Source organism: Pseudarthrobacter enclensis, from assembly GCF_030811655.1.
Taxonomy (GTDB): domain Bacteria; phylum Actinomycetota; class Actinomycetes; order Actinomycetales; family Micrococcaceae; genus Arthrobacter; species Arthrobacter enclensis_A.
In genome coordinates, this window is the sequence record NZ_JAUSRE010000011.1 from 65719 (window position 1) to 81271 (window position 15553).

9 protein-coding genes and 1 pseudogene are annotated in these 15553 nt (G+C 69.5%); 4 read left to right on the forward strand and 6 right to left on the reverse strand.

Annotated features, from left to right (window positions below):
* The first annotated feature begins 9 nt into the window (after positions 1-9).
* From J2X98_RS11920 to J2X98_RS11935, 4 genes and pseudogenes are all read left to right on the forward strand, one after another.
* A complete protein-coding gene (locus J2X98_RS11920; RefSeq protein ID WP_307308286.1) occupies positions 10-969 on the forward strand; it encodes an NAD-dependent epimerase/dehydratase family protein in 960 nt (319 codons plus the stop codon).
* Complete coding sequence (locus J2X98_RS11925) at positions 966-1871, forward strand: 5-dehydro-4-deoxyglucarate dehydratase (RefSeq protein ID WP_307308288.1); 906 nt, start codon at positions 966-968, stop codon at positions 1869-1871. The genes J2X98_RS11920 and J2X98_RS11925 overlap by 4 nt, the downstream gene beginning before the upstream one ends.
* Entirely contained in the window at positions 1871-2974 is a 1104-nt protein-coding gene (locus J2X98_RS11930) for a mandelate racemase/muconate lactonizing enzyme family protein (protein ID WP_307308291.1), read from the forward strand. The genes J2X98_RS11925 and J2X98_RS11930 overlap by 1 nt, the downstream gene beginning before the upstream one ends.
* Before the next feature lie 31 nt (positions 2975-3005).
* Positions 3006-4463 (forward strand): annotated as a pseudogene (locus tag J2X98_RS11935) (aldehyde dehydrogenase (NADP(+))); the annotation flags it as partial.
* Between the two features lie 69 nt (positions 4464-4532).
* Here the strand turns inward: J2X98_RS11935 and J2X98_RS11940 are convergent.
* From J2X98_RS11940 to J2X98_RS11965, 6 genes are all read right to left on the reverse strand, one after another.
* Complete coding sequence (locus tag J2X98_RS11940; RefSeq protein ID WP_307308294.1) at positions 4533-5648, reverse strand: M24 family metallopeptidase; 1116 nt, start codon at positions 5646-5648, stop codon at positions 4533-4535.
* The gene (locus tag J2X98_RS11945; protein ID WP_307308297.1) at positions 5645-7687 is read right to left on the reverse strand and encodes a DUF6807 family protein; all 2043 of its coding nucleotides are present in this window, start codon (positions 7685-7687) and stop codon (positions 5645-5647) included. Before J2X98_RS11945 ends, J2X98_RS11940 begins: the two co-directional genes overlap by 4 nt.
* A 34-nt stretch (positions 7688-7721) precedes the next feature.
* Positions 7722-8840, reverse strand: coding sequence for an acetylxylan esterase (locus tag J2X98_RS11950; RefSeq protein WP_307308300.1), 1119 nt, complete (start codon positions 8838-8840; stop codon positions 7722-7724).
* Between the two features lie 100 nt (positions 8841-8940).
* On the reverse strand, positions 8941-10965 hold the full coding sequence (locus tag J2X98_RS11955) for a beta-galactosidase (protein WP_307308303.1): 2025 nt from the start codon (positions 10963-10965) through the stop codon (positions 8941-8943).
* Positions 10966-11028: 63 nt separating this feature from the next.
* A complete protein-coding gene (locus J2X98_RS11960; protein WP_307308306.1) occupies positions 11029-14346 on the reverse strand; it encodes a family 78 glycoside hydrolase catalytic domain in 3318 nt (1105 codons plus the stop codon).
* The gene (locus J2X98_RS11965) at positions 14343-15548 is read right to left on the reverse strand and encodes a Gfo/Idh/MocA family protein (protein WP_307308309.1); all 1206 of its coding nucleotides are present in this window, start codon (positions 15546-15548) and stop codon (positions 14343-14345) included. The genes J2X98_RS11960 and J2X98_RS11965 overlap by 4 nt, the downstream gene beginning before the upstream one ends.
* Between the last annotated feature and the right edge of the window lie 5 nt (positions 15549-15553).

Here is a 15553-nt window from a genome sequence, read left to right on the forward strand (position 1 = left end):
GGACAAACCATGAGCAGGATACTTGTCACCGGCGGCTCCGGCCGCCTGGGCCGCAGCGTGGTGGCCGGACTGGCCCGGTCGGGTCACCAAGTGGTCTCGGTAGACCGCGACGGCGTGCCCGCTGGACTGCTGCCGCCCGGCGTCGTGCAGGAAACCACGGACCTGCTTGCGCCGGGGGAGGCCTTGCGGCTGATCGAGGCAACAAAGCCCGACGCCGTCATCCACCTTGCGGCAATCGCCGTGCCGTTCAGCGCGCCGGAGGACGTCATCTTCACCACCAACACCCGGCTCGCCTTCGCCGTGATCAGCGCGGCGACGCAGGTGGGGGTGCCGAAGATCGTCACTGCCAGCAGCCCCACTGTCCTCGGCTACGGCTGCCCGGCGGGCTGGCTGCCGCCGTCGTTCCCGCTGGATGAACGGACCCCGCCCAAGCCCTGGAACGCCTACGCGCTGTCCAAGCTCATCGCAGAGCAGACCATGCAGATGTTCGCCGCAGCCCAGGGGGAGAAGATCCGCTACGCGGCGTTCCGGCCGTGCTTCGTCATATCCCCAGAGGAGTGGGAGGGCGCCCCCACCCAGCAGGGCCACACCCTGGCCGAACGGCTGGCAGACCCGGCCCTCTCCGCGCCGGCACTGTTCAACTATGTCGATGCGCGGGACGTGGCCGACTTCCTGGACCTGCTGCTGCAGAAGATGCCGGACATCCCGAACGGGGAAACCTTCTTCGTAGGGGCAGCAGATGCGCTTGCCACCGCGCCCCTTGCGGAGCTGATCCCCAGGTTCCTGCCAGGATGCGAAGCCCTCAGCGCCGGCCTTAGCGGCACCAGCCCCGCGTTCTCCATCGCCAAGGCACAGGAACTGCTCGGCTGGCAGCCCAAGCGCAGCTGGCGCACCGAACTCAAGTCCATCCTCAACGACGACGCCTCCACGCTGGTGACCGCCGGCAACCGGGGCAAGGAGGCATCATGAAATTCGACGGCGTACTTTTCTTCCCCGTCACCCCGTTCACGGCCGAAGGGGCGGTGGACGTTGAACTGCTCAAGGAACACATCGGCTCCCGGCTGCCGTTCGGACCCGGCGGCGTTTTCCCTGCCTGCGGGACCGGGGAATTCCACGCCCTCAGCATCGATGAGGTCCGTACCGTGGTGGCGGCCGCCGTCGAAGTTGTTGCCGGCAAGGTTCCGGTGGTGGCAGGTGCGGGCGGACCGCTGGGCCATGCGCTCGCCGCGGCGCGCGCCGCCGAGGAAGCAGGCGCCGATGCCCTCCTGGTGCTGCCGCCGTACCTGGTGACCGGCCCCACCGACGGTTTGGTGGCCTACATCGAGGCCGTGGCGAACGCCGGCAGCCTGCCGGTCATCGTCTACCACCGCGGCAACGCAAAGTTCACTGCCGCGGCCATGGCCAAGCTCGCCGCCAACCCCAAGGTCATCGGCTTCAAGGACGGCCTGGGCGACGTTGGCCTGGCCCAGGAGATCGTGACCGCCGTCAAGGCCACCGGACGGACTGACTTTGCTTTCTTCAACGGCCTGCTCACCGCGGAACTGACCCAGGGCGCCTACCGCGGCCTGGGCATCCCGCTGTATTCGTCGGCCGCGTTCGCGATGGCGCCGGAGATCGCCAAGGCGTATTACGACGCCTACGTCTCCGGCGACGAGGACCGCCGCAACGCGCTCCTGGAGGGCTTCTATGCGCCCCTGGTCCGCCTCCGCGACCAGACCCCCGGCTTCGGTGTTTCCCTGATCAAAGCCGGTCTGCGGCTGGGCGGCCTCCCGGTCGGTTCCGTGCGGGCGCCGCTGGTTGACCCCACGGAGGAGCAGTTGGTGGAGCTGAAGGCCATCCTGGCCAAGGGCTACGAGCTGGCCGGCCGCTGATGAGCGCGCCCGCGGCCGAAACCGTCCGCACCATTCCCCGGATCAGCGGCCTGTCCAGCCGGCTACTCACCGTTCCGCTCCGCCGGCACTGGGGTGCGGGGGCGCCCGAAAACCATGTGATCGCCACCGAGCTTCACACGGACGACGGCGGCACGGGCTTTGGCTTTTCCTGGACACCTACCATCGGCCCCCAGGCAGTCAAGGCCTTGCTGGACTACGACATCGCCCCGTTCGTCACCGGCCTTCCGGCCGAGCCGGAAACGGTGTGGGACGCGCTGTGGAAGCGGCTGCACGAGGCCGGCGGCGGGGGACTGACCACCATCGCCATGGCTGGTGTGGACCTTGCGCTCTGGGACCTGCGGGCCCGCCGCGCCGGAACGTCCGTTACCGGCTTCATCGGGCAGCGGCAGGAGTCCGCCGAGGTCTACGGGTCCGGGGTAAACCTGCATTACACGCTCGAGGAGCTGGTGGCCCAGGCCGAACGCTGGGTTGCTGCCGGCCACCAGGCGGTCAAGATCAAGGTGGGCAAGCCGGACCTCCGCGAAGACTACGAACGCGTGCAGGCCGTCCGTTCCGTCCTGGGCCCGCACCGCAGGCTCATGATCGACGCGAACCAGCGGTGGGACCTGCCCACAACCTTCCGCGCACTCGATGTGCTGGCCGAATTCGGGCTGGAGTGGCTGGAGGAACCGATCCGGGCCGACGACCTCTGGGCCTACCGCAGGCTCCGGAAGCACTCGCCCGTGCCCATCGCCCTTGGCGAAAACCTCCACACCATCTACCGGTTCCGCGATTTCATTGAAGCGGAGGCGGTGGACATCATCCAGCCCAACATCATCCGGGTGGGCGGCATTACCCCGTTCCGGCGGATCGTGGAGCTGGCCCGGACCCACAGCATCAAGGTGATGCCGCACCTGCTGCCGGAGCTGTCCGGGCAGTTGGCGCTCACCATGGCAGAACCCACCATGGTGGAGGACGTGGAGGAGGCGTCCTTCGAACAGCTGGGCGTCCTGGCCGGGCCCTCGCCGGTCCGGTTCGGGAACAGCCGGGTCACCCTGGCGGGCCAGCCAGGCCTGGGTTTCCGTTTCCGGGACGCGCTGTGACCATGAATCTCCGTACGACGACGAACAGGTACCTGACGTGACAACTGCAACGCTTTCCCTGACAGGGATCACTTCCGCTGCCACCGCAGCAGCCCGCATCTCCGCTGCTGCCTCCGACGCCGAGCGCGCGGGCTGGTTGAACGCGGTAGCTGACGCCCTGGATGCCAACACAGCAGAACTGGTGGAGATCGCAGACGCCGAAACCAGCCTGGGTGCACCGCGCCTGACGGGGGAGGTAGCCCGCACCACCGGCCAGCTGCGCCTTTTCGCCCGCGTGATCACCGAGGGTTCCTACCTGGAAGCCATCATCGACCACGCCGACCCGGCCGCCACCCCGCCCAAACCGGACCTGCGCCGGATCCTCAAGCCCATCGGTCCGGTCGCCGTCTTCTCGGCCTCGAACTTCCCGTTCGCCTTCTCCGTGGGCGGGGGCGACACCGCCTCAGCCCTCGCCGTCGGCTGCTCCGTGATCGTCAAGGCCCACTCCGGCCACCTGCGGCTTTCCGAGCGCACGGCGGAGATCGTGGCGGAAGCACTCCGCGGCGCGGGTGCGCCGGAGGGCCTGTTCGCCCTGGTCAGCGGCCGCGAAGTGGGAACTGCATTGGTCCAGGACCCGGCCATCAAGGCCGTGGGTTTCACAGGCTCCATTCCGGGCGGAAGGGCCCTGTTCGACCTCGCCACCTCCCGCCCCGATCCCATCCCGTTCTACGGGGAACTGGGCAGCCTCAATCCCGTGGTCATCACGGCCGCAGCGCTGCAGGCGCGCTCGGGGGAACTCGCCGCCGGGCTTGCCGGGTCCTTCACCCTTGGGGCGGGCCAGTTCTGCACCAAGCCCGGCCTGGTGTTCATCCCCGCCGGGACCCGGTTCGCCGCGGAAGTGGCTGAGGCCAGCCAGGACAAGCCTGCGGCCCGCATGCTGACCACCCGCATCGCCGAGGCCTACCCGGACGGGCTGCGCAGCTTCGCTGCTGTTGACGGCGTGCACGTGGCCAGCGGCAGCGTGGACCAGGACGCCGTGGCCCATGGCGCCGCTCCCGTGGTGTTCTCCACGAGTGCCGCCACGGTGTTGGAGCAGCCGGACAAGCTGCTGGAGGAATGCTTCGGACCCACCACCATCCTCATTGAGTACGCGGACCAGGACGAACTGTCCGCCGTCCTGGCCAAGGTGCCGGGCAGCCTGACCGCCACCCTCCACGCCGGGCCCGGAGAGGACATCGCCGCCTTGGTGGAGCAGCTCTCCGGCCTGGCCGGCCGGGTCCTGTTCGACGGCTGGCCAACCGGCGTCGCCGTGAACTGGGCCCAGCAGCACGGCGGCCCGTACCCTGCCACCACCTCGCTGTTCACATCGGTTGGTGCGACGGCGGTCCGCAGGTTCCAGCGCCCGGTGGCCTACCAGGACGCCCCGGAAGCAGTGCTGCACCCGGCGCTGCGCGAGGACAATCCGCTGGGCATCCCCCGCCGCGTGGACGGGGAACTGCAGCTTCCGTAGAGCGCGGTTTCGACAGCACAACAAGTAATCCCCCGGGCCTTTCGGCTCCGGGGGATTACTTTGTGCTTCCTACAGCTGCAGCGTCGCCGGCCGCTCCAGGCCGTTCACGGTGGTCACTGGCCAGCGCGGGTCCACGGTGAGGACGCGAAGTCCGGACTCCGTGAGCTGGACCGTGTCCTCGATCTTGACGTTGGGACCGGACGGGTTCCAGGTGAAGGCCTGGTCCAGCACCACCGTATCGGTGGCATCCGCCGTCACACGGGGGTCCCGGCCGGCGTATCCGGCCGGACCGCCCTGATGGTGCTGCTCCCACTGGTCCGCGCCGAAACCGTGCCGCACGTAGGCGGCCTGAATTTCGGCGAAAATCCGGTCCAGGCGCGCGCCGGGAACGGTGGCTTCGAAAATGTCCGCTTCCACTGCTGCGATGCGGGCTTCGGCGTCGTGCTCTTCTGCGGTGCCGGCGTCGAACCTGATCCAGCGGGTGATGTTCGCAATCAACCCGTCCCGGCGGGCGCACACCACGGCCATGGCACGCCGCCCCAGGGCTGCGTGGGTTGCCAGCGGGTGCCGGAAGGTGCTGCGGGAGCTGCCGTTGCACAGGAGGACCAGCGGTTCCGCGCCGGCGGCCACCACCCGTGCGGCGAGCGCCGAGACCAGTCCGAATTCGGTGGTCTCCGGCCGTGCGGTTGAGAGGACGTCCGTCATGATGCCGGCCAGTTCGGCGCTGAGCCGTGAGTAGCGGGCGCTCTCGGCCGGGAGGAGCTGACGGCGGGCGCGCCGCAGCTGCGCGGCGACGTCCGCTTCCGCCAGCGGCGGCCGGGAGGCGCTTCCGACGGCGGCAGCGGCCTGGTGCAGGTTGCCGTACCAGGGCACGGTGTGCAGGGTGACCCCGGACGGCAGTTCCTCCGCGGCGATGCGGCTTGCTTCGTTGCTGAACGTCACCAGGTGGTCACCTCCGCGGTCCACCAGCAGGGCTGCGATGGGGTCGCCGGCCAGGCTGACGTGGACGCGGCTGCCGTCCAGGTACCAGGCCAGGGCGGTGGGGGTGGTAAGGAGCAGGGAGTCGTGCCCTTCGGCGTCCAGGATGTCCAGGATGCGCCGGCGCTTGATGGCACGGTCCGCCGCTGACCCCGGCGCCACCCGTGCCCCGCGCTGCGGAACTGCTGTGTTCGTTGCCTGCGTCATGACGGGTCCCCCTGCTGGTTGATCAAACGTTCAATGTCTGCGGTGGCCAGGATTCCGTCGGCCACGAAAACGGTCACCTGCCGTCGGACCGGGCTGCCCGGTTCGGCGGTGACGGGGCTGTCCCACGCCAGCGACTGGCCCACCCCGGGGTAGCCTTCAGCGCGGACAAACCACGGGTCGGTGCAGCGTTCCGGGGCGACAAACGCCAGCGTGGCCGGGCCGCCGTCGAACGTTCCGGACCAAGCCAGCCAGGGCGTGACGCTGCCGTGGATCTCCGCCTCGCCGGCACCGGAGGCCGTCCAGACGGCGGCGTCCCTGCACTCGGGCAGGCGCCAGAAGAAACCGCCGTAACCGCCCTCATAGCGGCCATTGGACCCCGGGCTGCCCAGGCTGACCGGCTTGCTGCCGACGGGGGACAGCGCGAAGTCGAGGGACAGCCGCCAGATGGAAGGCGCGACGCCGGACCACTTCCAGGTGCGGTCCTCCACGAGGATCGGGGTGCCGTCGGGGCCGTTCCAGGCCAGCGTCTCCTGAAGCCGGCCCTCCTGACCGCTGCCGGCGCGGGTCAGGTGTGAAGCCGTGACGGTGATGCTGCCGTGGTCCGGGCGCCAGACGTATTCCCCGGCCTCGCGGGTGTAGGTGCGGCCGCCCCAGAAGTTGACGCCGCCCACGTCCTGCAGCGCCACTCCGGCGCCCAGGTGCCACACGTGGTCCAGCGGCATGTGGTCCGTTACCGCCACTCCGCTCAAGGTCCGGACGGGATGCAGGTAGGGGCGCGGCGAGGAGACAGCGCGGACATGGCTGCCGTCCTGGTAGTCCGCCACGGGGTGGCCACCCACGGTGAGGGTGCGGACGGCGGGGAGGGGCCGGGCCCAGGGGACGCCCAGTTCGACGAAGGTTCCCTGCGCCTTGACCGCCCGTTCCAGCAGGTTGGTAATGTCCCTGACCACGGGGTGCGCGGCGGCATCGCCCCCGCCTTCCCAGGAGACGAACTCCGGGCTGATACGGGCGGGTGCGGGCGAGGTGCGGATGGCTTCGAGGACCCCGGTGAACGCGCCGGTATCCTCCAGCGCGCACAGCAGCGGAGCCCCGGTGGCGCGGGCGTCGAGCAGGTTCTCCAGCAGGTCGGTCCGGCCGTAGGCTTCCCGGCGCTCGCCGTCGGGGGTGGTGATGAGCACTTCGTCCTGTGTGTAAAAGAGGGTGATGTCGCCCAGGGTTCCGTGCACGGTGACGGTGGGGTCAAGCTGTTCGGGGGCGCAGAGCGTGAGGGCGCACAGCAGGGTGCCTCCGTTGGCCGTGCGCACCCGGAGGACCGAGGTGTCGTCGCTTTCGGTGTCGTGCGCCCGGTACAGGTCCGTTTCCACCGAGGCCACGTCGGTGCGGGTGTGTGCGCCTGCCAGGAACAAGCCGGTGGCCACGGCGTGCGCCAGCGCGTTGGTGGCCACGCCGTCTACCACGTCGGTGCCGTCCAGCCTGCGCTTGCCCGCCCAGCGTGAACGCTTGAAGTAGGCCTTGGTGCGCAGCCACTGGCCGGTGGCACTGATGCCCAGGACGGTGCCGATGTCCCCGGCGGCCACCATCTCCCTGATGGCGGGCAGGGCATGGGAGCCCAGGCTCTGGAAACCAACCTGCACCAGGCGCCCGTTCTCCCGGGCAACGGCCAGGACCTGCTCGAACTGGGCCATGGACGCAACCGGCGGCTTCTCGACGTAGACGTCCATCCCGGCCTGCAGCGCGGCGATGGCCAGCGGGGCGTGGGTCTGGATGGGCGTGGCAAGAATAACGACGTCGGCACCCGGCCTGGCGGCCAGCAGCCCGTCCAGATCGGCGAACACAGCGACCGACCCGGCCAGGGTGCCCGGGCTTGGCGGGTTGGGATCGGCCACTGCCACCAGTTCCACGGCGCCTGCCTTTTCCAGCCGGGCCAGGTTGGCGAGGTGGCGCTCGCCAAAGCCGTGCACGCCCACCAGGGCAATCCGCGGGATGGCTCTGGAAGCGGCCTGCTGGTACGGGGATTCCGGAAGGTGCTGGGTGGTCACATGGGTCCTTGGGAGCTGTTGGAAGGGGTGGTCATCAGGCCAGTGTCCTGGCGAGGAATTCGATGGCTTCGTCCTGCATGGCCGCAGTGAAGACGTGGCCGCCGGGCCAGAAGCTGCCGGTGTACGTGTCCGTGCCGCGGTGCAGGGACTCCAGTAACCGGTGCGCGCCACGCATCCCGTCCTCCGGAAACAGTTCATCCGCCAGGGCATACTGCACCAGGAACCGCGCGGCTTCCGCCCGCAGGGTCAGCTCGGGCCAGTCGCCCAGTTTCCATAGCCCGGGCGTCTGCAGCAGCCAGGAGTGGGCGTCAAGGTAGGCGGGGAAGAGGGAGTCGAAGGTGGTCATCATGCAGGTCACCACTGAGGCCCGGATGCGGGGGCTCAGGGCGGCCAGGGCCAGGGAACGGCCGCCGCCGCCGGAGAAGCCGATGCAGCCCAGGTTCTCCTGGTCCACCCCGGGGAGGGCGGCCAGGATGTCCAGGGCGGCCAGGTCGTCGTGGGCCACCATCCCTGCCAGGCTGGTGCCCAGCAGGCCGGCCGCCTTGGCGACGGTATCTTCGTGGAAGCCCGCCGAGGCGTTGTATTGCTCGGCTTCGGAAGGTACGACGCCGTCCTCCCGCCACTGCGCCTGCCTCGCCTCTGCAGCGGAAGCGGTGCGCCACGGGGGAGTTGAGAGGTCGAATTTCCGGCTTCCCCAGGCGAAGGTGTCATGGGCCAGGACGGCAAAGCCGCGGCGTGCGATGTCCGTGGCCAGGGCGTGTCCATCGTAGAGGGCGGCGCGCGCGGCCGCCGCGGACGGGTGGTTGTCCGGCAGCGCCACCAGGCGGTCTGCTCCGCCGAACTTGTTGCCGCCGTGGCAGTGCAACGCCAACACCCCGGGCAGGGGCCCGGAACTTCCGGCCGGCCGTACCAGCCAGCCCGTAGTCCGTGGGCCGAAGCCCAACTGCCAGCTGAGCTGTGAGGTGGTGGCGCCGTCGTACGTTTCCTCCCACTGCACCGTGACGTGGGGAGGCGCGGAGGCGCCGGGAACGCCGAGGGCATCGGAAAGCTCCTGGGCCGGGTGCGTGGCGGCGCGTTGGCGCGGATGTTCCCGGACGTAGGCGGGCCAGTCTTCGTAGCCTCCGATGGCGCTGGGCCGTGCTGCCGGGACCATCGACGGCCTCCCTTCACGAGGCCTGCCGGTCTCCAGAAAACGGTTTCTCACAGATTAACAAAGCTCCCCGCAGGCGTCAACGAGGCGCTTCCCCTGACCCTCACCGCGCTCCTTCGTGAGTTTCCGCCACCACCGCAACGCCGCCTGCAGGGACGGACCCGGGGAACGGCGCACCGGTCAGCAGGTCGGTACCCGTGGCGGATACCGGGGCGTCAGCGCGTGTGTGGTTGATGGCGAACAGGAAGTTTTGACCGTTGGGCGAATGCCGGCGGACCAATTCCACGCCGGGACCGGCGGCCGCAGCGGGGGAAACTCCGGACTCGGCAAGCAACTTGTCCAGGAGGGCATCAATCCCCTCGGGGTGTGGGAACGTGGCGAGGTACCAGGCCGTGCCCGAACCCACAGCCCGGCGGGTCAGGGATGGGACCCCCACCAGGGGGTATTCGGTGAAGGTCTGCACCGCTTCGGCGCGTTTGAGGTGGACGTGCTCGCTCCAAACCGACGCCTCGGTGCCGTCGCTGAGCTTGAGCCGGGACCCGCTGAGCAGGGGGTGGAACTCCTCCACCCGGATACCCAGGAGCTCACGGAACGCCCCGGGGTAGCCGCCCAGCCGCACGTGGTCCTGCAGGTCCACGATCCCGCTGAAGTAACTCACCAGCACCGTGGCGCCGGCATGGGCAGCGGCGGCAATGGTGGCCGCATTCTCATCCGATACGGCGTACAGGGTGCACACCAGCACAAGGTCATACCCCTCCAACGGGCCGGACGGATGCACCATGTCCACCGAAATCCCTCGGAGGAACAACGCGCGGTGGAAGGCCCGCAGCACGTCCAGGTACTTGACGTCGATGCTGGGCTTGGAATCGATTTCGCTGGCCCACCAGGCCTCGTAGTCAAAGACAATGGCTGCACGGGACCGTACCCGGGATCCCCGCACGGGCTCCAGCCGTTTCAGCGCGGCGCCGAGGTCCACCACCTCCCGCCACACGCGGGTGTCCCGTCCGCCGTGGGGGACCATTGCGGAGTGGAACTTTTCCGAACCGGCGAAGCTCTGGCGCCACTGGAAAAACATCACGGCGTCCGCCCCGCGGGCCACGTGCGCCAGCGAGTTCCGCAGCATCTCCCCGGGCATCTTGGGCTGGTTGCGGGGCTGCCAGTTCACGGCCGACGTCGAATGTTCCATCAGGATCCATGGGTCACCGCCCGCAATGCCGCGGGTGAGGTCCGCGCTGAACGCGAGTTCGATGTGCCGTTCCGGGTCCGCCGCCACCAGGTAGTGGTCATTGGCGATGACGTCCAGGTCTTTGCTCCAGTCGAAGTAGTCCATGGATTTGGTGGCGCTGGAGGCCATCAGGTTGGTGGTGCAGGGAATGTCCGGCGTCACCTCGCGCAGGACGGCCACGAGCTCCCGGTAGTAATCCATCAGCGCCCAGGAATTGAACCGCTGGAAGTCCAGCTGCTGGCCAGGGTTCAGCGTGGAGGGCGCGGCCGCGGGTGGCAGGATTTCGTCGAAGGAGCTGTAATTCTGCGACCAGAACGCCGTGCCCCAGGAGGCGTTGAGCGCCTCAATGCTCCCGTACCGGCGCTGCAGCCACACCCGGAAGGCGGCGGCGTCCTCCTCCCCGTAGAACTCCGAGACGTGGCAGCCCAGCTCGTTGTCCACGTGCCACAGTGCCAGGGCCCGGTGGCCCTTGTACCGTTCGGCGAGCATGCGGGTGATGCCGGCGGCGTAGCGGCGGTAGATGGCCGACGACGGCGTATAGTGCCGCCGCGAGCCCGGTCCCAGCACCGTCCCGTCGGCCGTGACCGGCAGGATCTCCGGATGCTTGCGGACCAGCCATGCCGGGGGAGCGGCCGTGGCGGTGGCCAGGGCCACCTTCACCCCGATCCCGGCGAGGTTGTCCATGACCTCGTCCAGCCAGCCGAAGTCGTAGTGCCCTTCAGCCGGTTCCAGGAGGGCCCAGGAGAAGATACCCACGCTGAGGAAGTTCACCCCGGCTTCCTGCATGAGATCCAGGTCCTCCAGCCGGACATTGACCGGCCACTGCTCGGGGTTGTAATCGCCACCAAAGGCGATGCCCTCCACCTTGCTCCAAACACTCGGCGGGCGGTTGGTTTCCTGCATCTCCGGGCTCCTCTGGTCTCTGTCTGTTTCCGGCCGTGCCTTCACTTGCGGCAGCAGGTCCTTCTACGCGGGTGTGAAGGTCCACGTTCCGGTGTGCACCCGGAAGTCGCGGGGCCCCCGGTGCTTCCCATTGTCACCAGCGGGAGGGGAAGTGGCTACGGCGGCATCTGTGCCCGGGGTCCTCACCACGTAACTGCCCGGGGGCAGCCGGACCGTGGCCGTGACTCCCGGAGGAATGGTGCACTCCAGCTCCACCCGTTGGCCACGCCGCCGCCAGCGGGCCTGCACGTACCCGTTGCCCACGGGGACACTGCCGCCCGCGTGCTCCAGCCGGCACAGCGGCGGTTCGACCAAGACCTCGTTGCCGCCCGGCGCGGTGTACCGGACGCCCAGGAGGTGCTCCAGGATCTCTTTGATGACGGACGCGGACCACGCATGGGACTGGCTGTAGTCCGTTCCCTCCTCCAGGTCCCAGGCCTCCCACGTGAACGTGGCGCCGCGGTCCAGGAGCCGCGCCCATCCGGGCTGCTCCTTGTTGGTGAGGAGGTCCAGGACCGCGTCCGTCATCCCCTGGTGCAACAGCGCGCGGACCAGCCGGTGCACGGTCATTGGTCCCTGCCGCATGCCCATTGCGGCCATCCGGGCCGCATCCGCCGCAGCGTACTCCGGGCCGGTGATGCCCAGGGACAGCGGGAAGGAGGTGGCATGCTGGGAAGCGTGGGAGCTGGGCGTCCCGTCGGCGTGGAGCCCGTCCACCATGACCCCGCCCACCCGCAGCCGTGCGCGGACCGCCTCCGCCAGGGTGCGGGCCGCCGCGGAATAGTGGACCGCCCCTTCCCCGTCCCCTGCCGCGCTGCAGAGCCGGGCCGTGGACACAAGGGCCGAGTAAGCCTGGGCGTTGACGGTGGTTTTCGCTGCGCAGCCCATGTCGTAGCTGAACCGGCCGGGCGCGGGCCAGTCAACGATCCCGTGCAGGTAGGGCCCCGAGCCGCCGCCCAGTGTGGTGACCAGTCCCGCCGTCGGGCCTTCCGCCGGAATGTGCCGCAGGGCATAGTCCGCAGTGTCGCGAAGGTGGGGGAGCAGGTCCTGCACCAAGCCAAGGTCGCCCGTGCGCAGGTGGTATTCCTCCGCCCACTCGGGCAGCATGAGGGAAAAATCGGGGATGTCCCGCTTACCGTCCCCGTTGGGATAGACGGCGTTGTAGCGCCCCTTCTCTTCGGCGGACGTCCAGTAGCGGCGGGCGGACCAGGCGAACTCCCGGAGCGCCTGTGCCGTATAGGCATGCTCACCGAAAAGCGCCATGGTGGCGTAGGAAATGTTCGCGGCGTCGGCCAGGAACTGGCCCTTTTCCCGGGTGGGCGTGTCCACAAACTGCTCCTGCACGCCGTAGAGCGCAGAATCGCGGAGCAGCCGGAACACCGCGTCCAGGACGGGGTCCGAACTGCTGAAACTCCCCTCGGCGGGGTGTCCGGCATGGACAGTGCGGGCGCCAACGCGGGACACCTCTGCCGCTTCGACTCCGGGCAGCTCCAGGTAGCGGAAGCCCAGGTGCACTGAGGCCCGGTACTGCTGGGGCCCGGACGCCTGGGTGTAGGGGAAGGACATGTCCGTGTTCTGGCTGGCGGTCTTTCCGGCGTCCACCCTGCCATCGGGGCTGAGCACGTACCCGGCCCGCATCATCACGGTCCGCCCTGGCATGCCGTCCAGGAAATCCACTTCCGGCCGCGCCGGAAGGACCTGGCCAAAGTCGGCCACAAGGGTGCCGTCACCGGCGGTGAGGAACTGCGCCGGGGGCACGAATTCCCCGGCCAGGAAGGTCCTGCGGGGGTGCAGTCCGGGAAAGTCCGACGACGGATGGGCGCCGGAGCTGACCGCGGCCGGAAGGTCCCGGGCGGCTGCGAGGGATGCGGCGGCAGCGCCGTCCAGGTGCTCCACCGGGTCACCCTCATCGTTCCGGTAGCCCGACTGCCGGTAGGGCGCTTCCACAGCGGACCAACCCGGCCCGGACGTGAGGACGTCGCGTCGGCCGTCGTCGTAATCCACCGTGAGCCGGACCAGGAGGCCTGGGACGCCGGCCGCGCGGCCCTGGCCGGGACCGTACCAGTGCAACAGCGCGGTGACCGGCACGGGCGTGTCCGCAGGGTGCCCGCGGAGCGCATCGGTGATATCCGCGGCGTCGTAATACCCCTCGCCCGGATAGCCGAAGGAGGTGGTGCTGAGACAGTGCCTTCCAGCCACCGAAAGCTGGGCGTGGTGGTGGGCGGCCGCGTAGAGGCGGGCCCGCCGGACCGTCCCGGTGAGCTGGAGGGTGGTCCGGAACAGGGTCCACTCGTCGGGTTGGCGGTGTTCGGTCGTCGGGGACCACTGCGTCAGGCAGGCCGCCGCTTCCCCGTGCGCATCGAAGCGGTGGTCCAGCAGCACGGTCCCCGCCCTGCCGGCGGCAGCGTCGGTGATGCGCAGCCAGGCGTATTCAGCCTGGCTGCGCGGGCCCTGGTGCAGCGCGGGCCTGCCTTCTGCCGTGCCGCCGGGCGCTTCAACGGCGAGCAGGTCCGCTCCGTCCACGTGGACGCGGATGGTCCGGCCGTCATCTGTGACGGTGATGTCGCGCCAGGTCCCGGACGGTTGTTCCCCCGCCTGGGCCGACGCCAGGACTTCGGTGTCCGGCACTGTGGGGGAGGGGATCTCCCATTTCGGTGCGCGGCGGAGCACCACATCTCCATCGGCGCCCAGTTCCAGCAGCAGGCCGGTTCCGGCGCCGCTGCTGCGCAGGAGCAGGCCGGCGCGGCCCATCACGGGACGAACCCGGGCCTCCATGCGGTACCTGTGGAGTGCGGGGCAGGGAAGGGGCAGGAAGGGCGACGCCGCCACGCGGAGAGCGTTGTTGAGGATCCCGAGGGGAGCGCGTCCGCCCGGCGGACGGCCGATCCAGTCTGCCTCCCAGGAGCTGTGCCCGAGTCCGGTGCTGAACTGCTGCAGGGCTGACCAGCCACCAAAGACACCGGCTGCGTCACGGACGCGGACACGCCACGCGTAGTCCGCGTCGTCGTCGAGCGCCGGGCCGCCGCGGGAGACACCGCGCTGGGTGTTCCCGGCCACCGGCCCGGAAGTCCACAGAACGGAACCCCCGGCGTCCCGGACCTCCAGCTCGTAACCGGTCTGCCGGGCAAGGGCGGGATCGCCGCCGTCGTCCAGGTTCAGTTCCCAGCTGAAGGCAGGCGAGGGAGCAGCCGTCAGGCAGGAAGCGACGCCGTCGGTCAGGAGGTTGACGGCGTAAAGCCCGCCGGCGCCGCCGGCCAGGGCTGCGGTGTCCGGGGCGGCTGTCTCCTGCAGCCCCGTTTCTCGAAGCCCTGGGTCCCGGCGTTCCGTGTCATCGAGGCTCATGAGGGCGGCAGCTCGAAGGCAGTTGAGGTGGAGACGGCCCAAGGCAGTCCCAGTTCGCTGAACGTGGCATGCCGGCGGCCCGCGCGTTCCAGGGCGTCCTCAATGCCGGCCACTATGGGGTGGGCGGCGTCGCCGTCGCCTTCCCATCGGATATGGGCGGGTTCAATCCGGGCTGGTGCCGGTGCCGTGCGGACGGCTTCCAGAACCAGCATGAAGGCGCCGCTGTCCACCAGGCTGCTGATGAGCGGAACGCCGGTGGCGCGGTGGGCCAGGAGGTTCTCCGTCAGGTCGTCACGGCCGAAGGTTTCCTCGGTGCGCCCGGAGGTTGTCTCAACGGTCAGCCTGTCTTCCGTGTAGTGGAACACCGCAGTGCCGGCCGAGCCCTGGAGGGTGACGTACGGCTCCGCCGGGTCCGACGCGCAGATCGTCAGGGCGCAGGTGATGGGCAGCCCGGCGGCCGTGCGGATCCGGACCACCGAGGTGTCATCGGATTCAATGTCGTTCGCGCGGTACAGCTCGGTTTCCACGGAAGCCAGCTCCGCGGTGGTGCGTGCCCCGGCAATCCGGAGTGCGGTTGCCACGGCATGGGCCAGGGGATTCGTGACCACGCCGTCCACCACGTCCACTCCATTGATGCTCCTCTTTCCCGCCCAGCGGGATCGTTTGAAGTAGGCCCTGTCCCGGACCCAGCGGCCCGTGGCGGAGATGCCTTCCAGCGTGCCAATGGTTCCGTCGGCGAGCAGGCCTTCAATGGCCTTCAGGGCGTGCGAGCCGAGGCTTTGGAAGCCGACCTGCACTCCGTGCCCTGATGCCGAGGCGGCCGCGCGCAGCCGGGCAAAGTCCGCCAGCGAGGCGACGGGCGGCTTCTCAAGGTACAGTTCCGCATCCGTGGCCAGGGCGGCCAGCGCCAGTGGGGCGTGGGTCTGGATGGGCGTGGCCACGATAATGGCGTCCAGGTCCCGGGTGGCCCCAAGGAGGTCATCGAGCCCCGGATAAACAGCGGCCGACGGCGGGACGGTGCCGGGTGCCGGGGGCTGCGGATCCGCCACGGCAACCAGTTCAACGCGTCCCTGTGACTGGAGGCGTTCAAGGTTCCGCAGGTGGTGGGTGCCAAAGCCATGCACTCCCACCAGGGCAACCTTTGCGGCTGCCGCGGTGGCTGTTCCGGTCGCGCTGCCGGCGGCGTCCATCGCCGTTTCCATGGTTC

What these genes read in the sequence shown, in the direction of transcription:
- J2X98_RS11940 (WP_307308294.1), bottom strand. Translation starts at nt 5,648, where the DNA reads ATGACGCAGGCAACGAACACAGCAGTTCCGCAGCGCGGGGCACGGGTG.
- J2X98_RS11925 (WP_307308288.1), top strand. Translation starts at nt 966, where the DNA reads ATGAAATTCGACGGCGTACTTTTCTTCCCCGTCACCCCGTTCACGGCC.
- J2X98_RS11930 (WP_307308291.1), top strand. Translation starts at nt 1,871, where the DNA reads ATGAGCGCGCCCGCGGCCGAAACCGTCCGCACCATTCCCCGGATCAGC.
- J2X98_RS11920 (WP_307308286.1), top strand. Translation starts at nt 10, where the DNA reads ATGAGCAGGATACTTGTCACCGGCGGCTCCGGCCGCCTGGGCCGCAGC.
- J2X98_RS11960 (WP_307308306.1), bottom strand. Translation starts at nt 14,346, where the DNA reads ATGAGCCTCGATGACACGGAACGCCGGGACCCAGGGCTTCGAGAAACG.
- J2X98_RS11955 (WP_307308303.1), bottom strand. Translation starts at nt 10,965, where the DNA reads ATGCAGGAAACCAACCGCCCGCCGAGTGTTTGGAGCAAGGTGGAGGGC.
- J2X98_RS11965 (WP_307308309.1), bottom strand. Translation starts at nt 15,548, where the DNA reads ATGGAAACGGCGATGGACGCCGCCGGCAGCGCGACCGGAACAGCCACC.
- J2X98_RS11950 (WP_307308300.1), bottom strand. Translation starts at nt 8,840, where the DNA reads ATGGTCCCGGCAGCACGGCCCAGCGCCATCGGAGGCTACGAAGACTGG.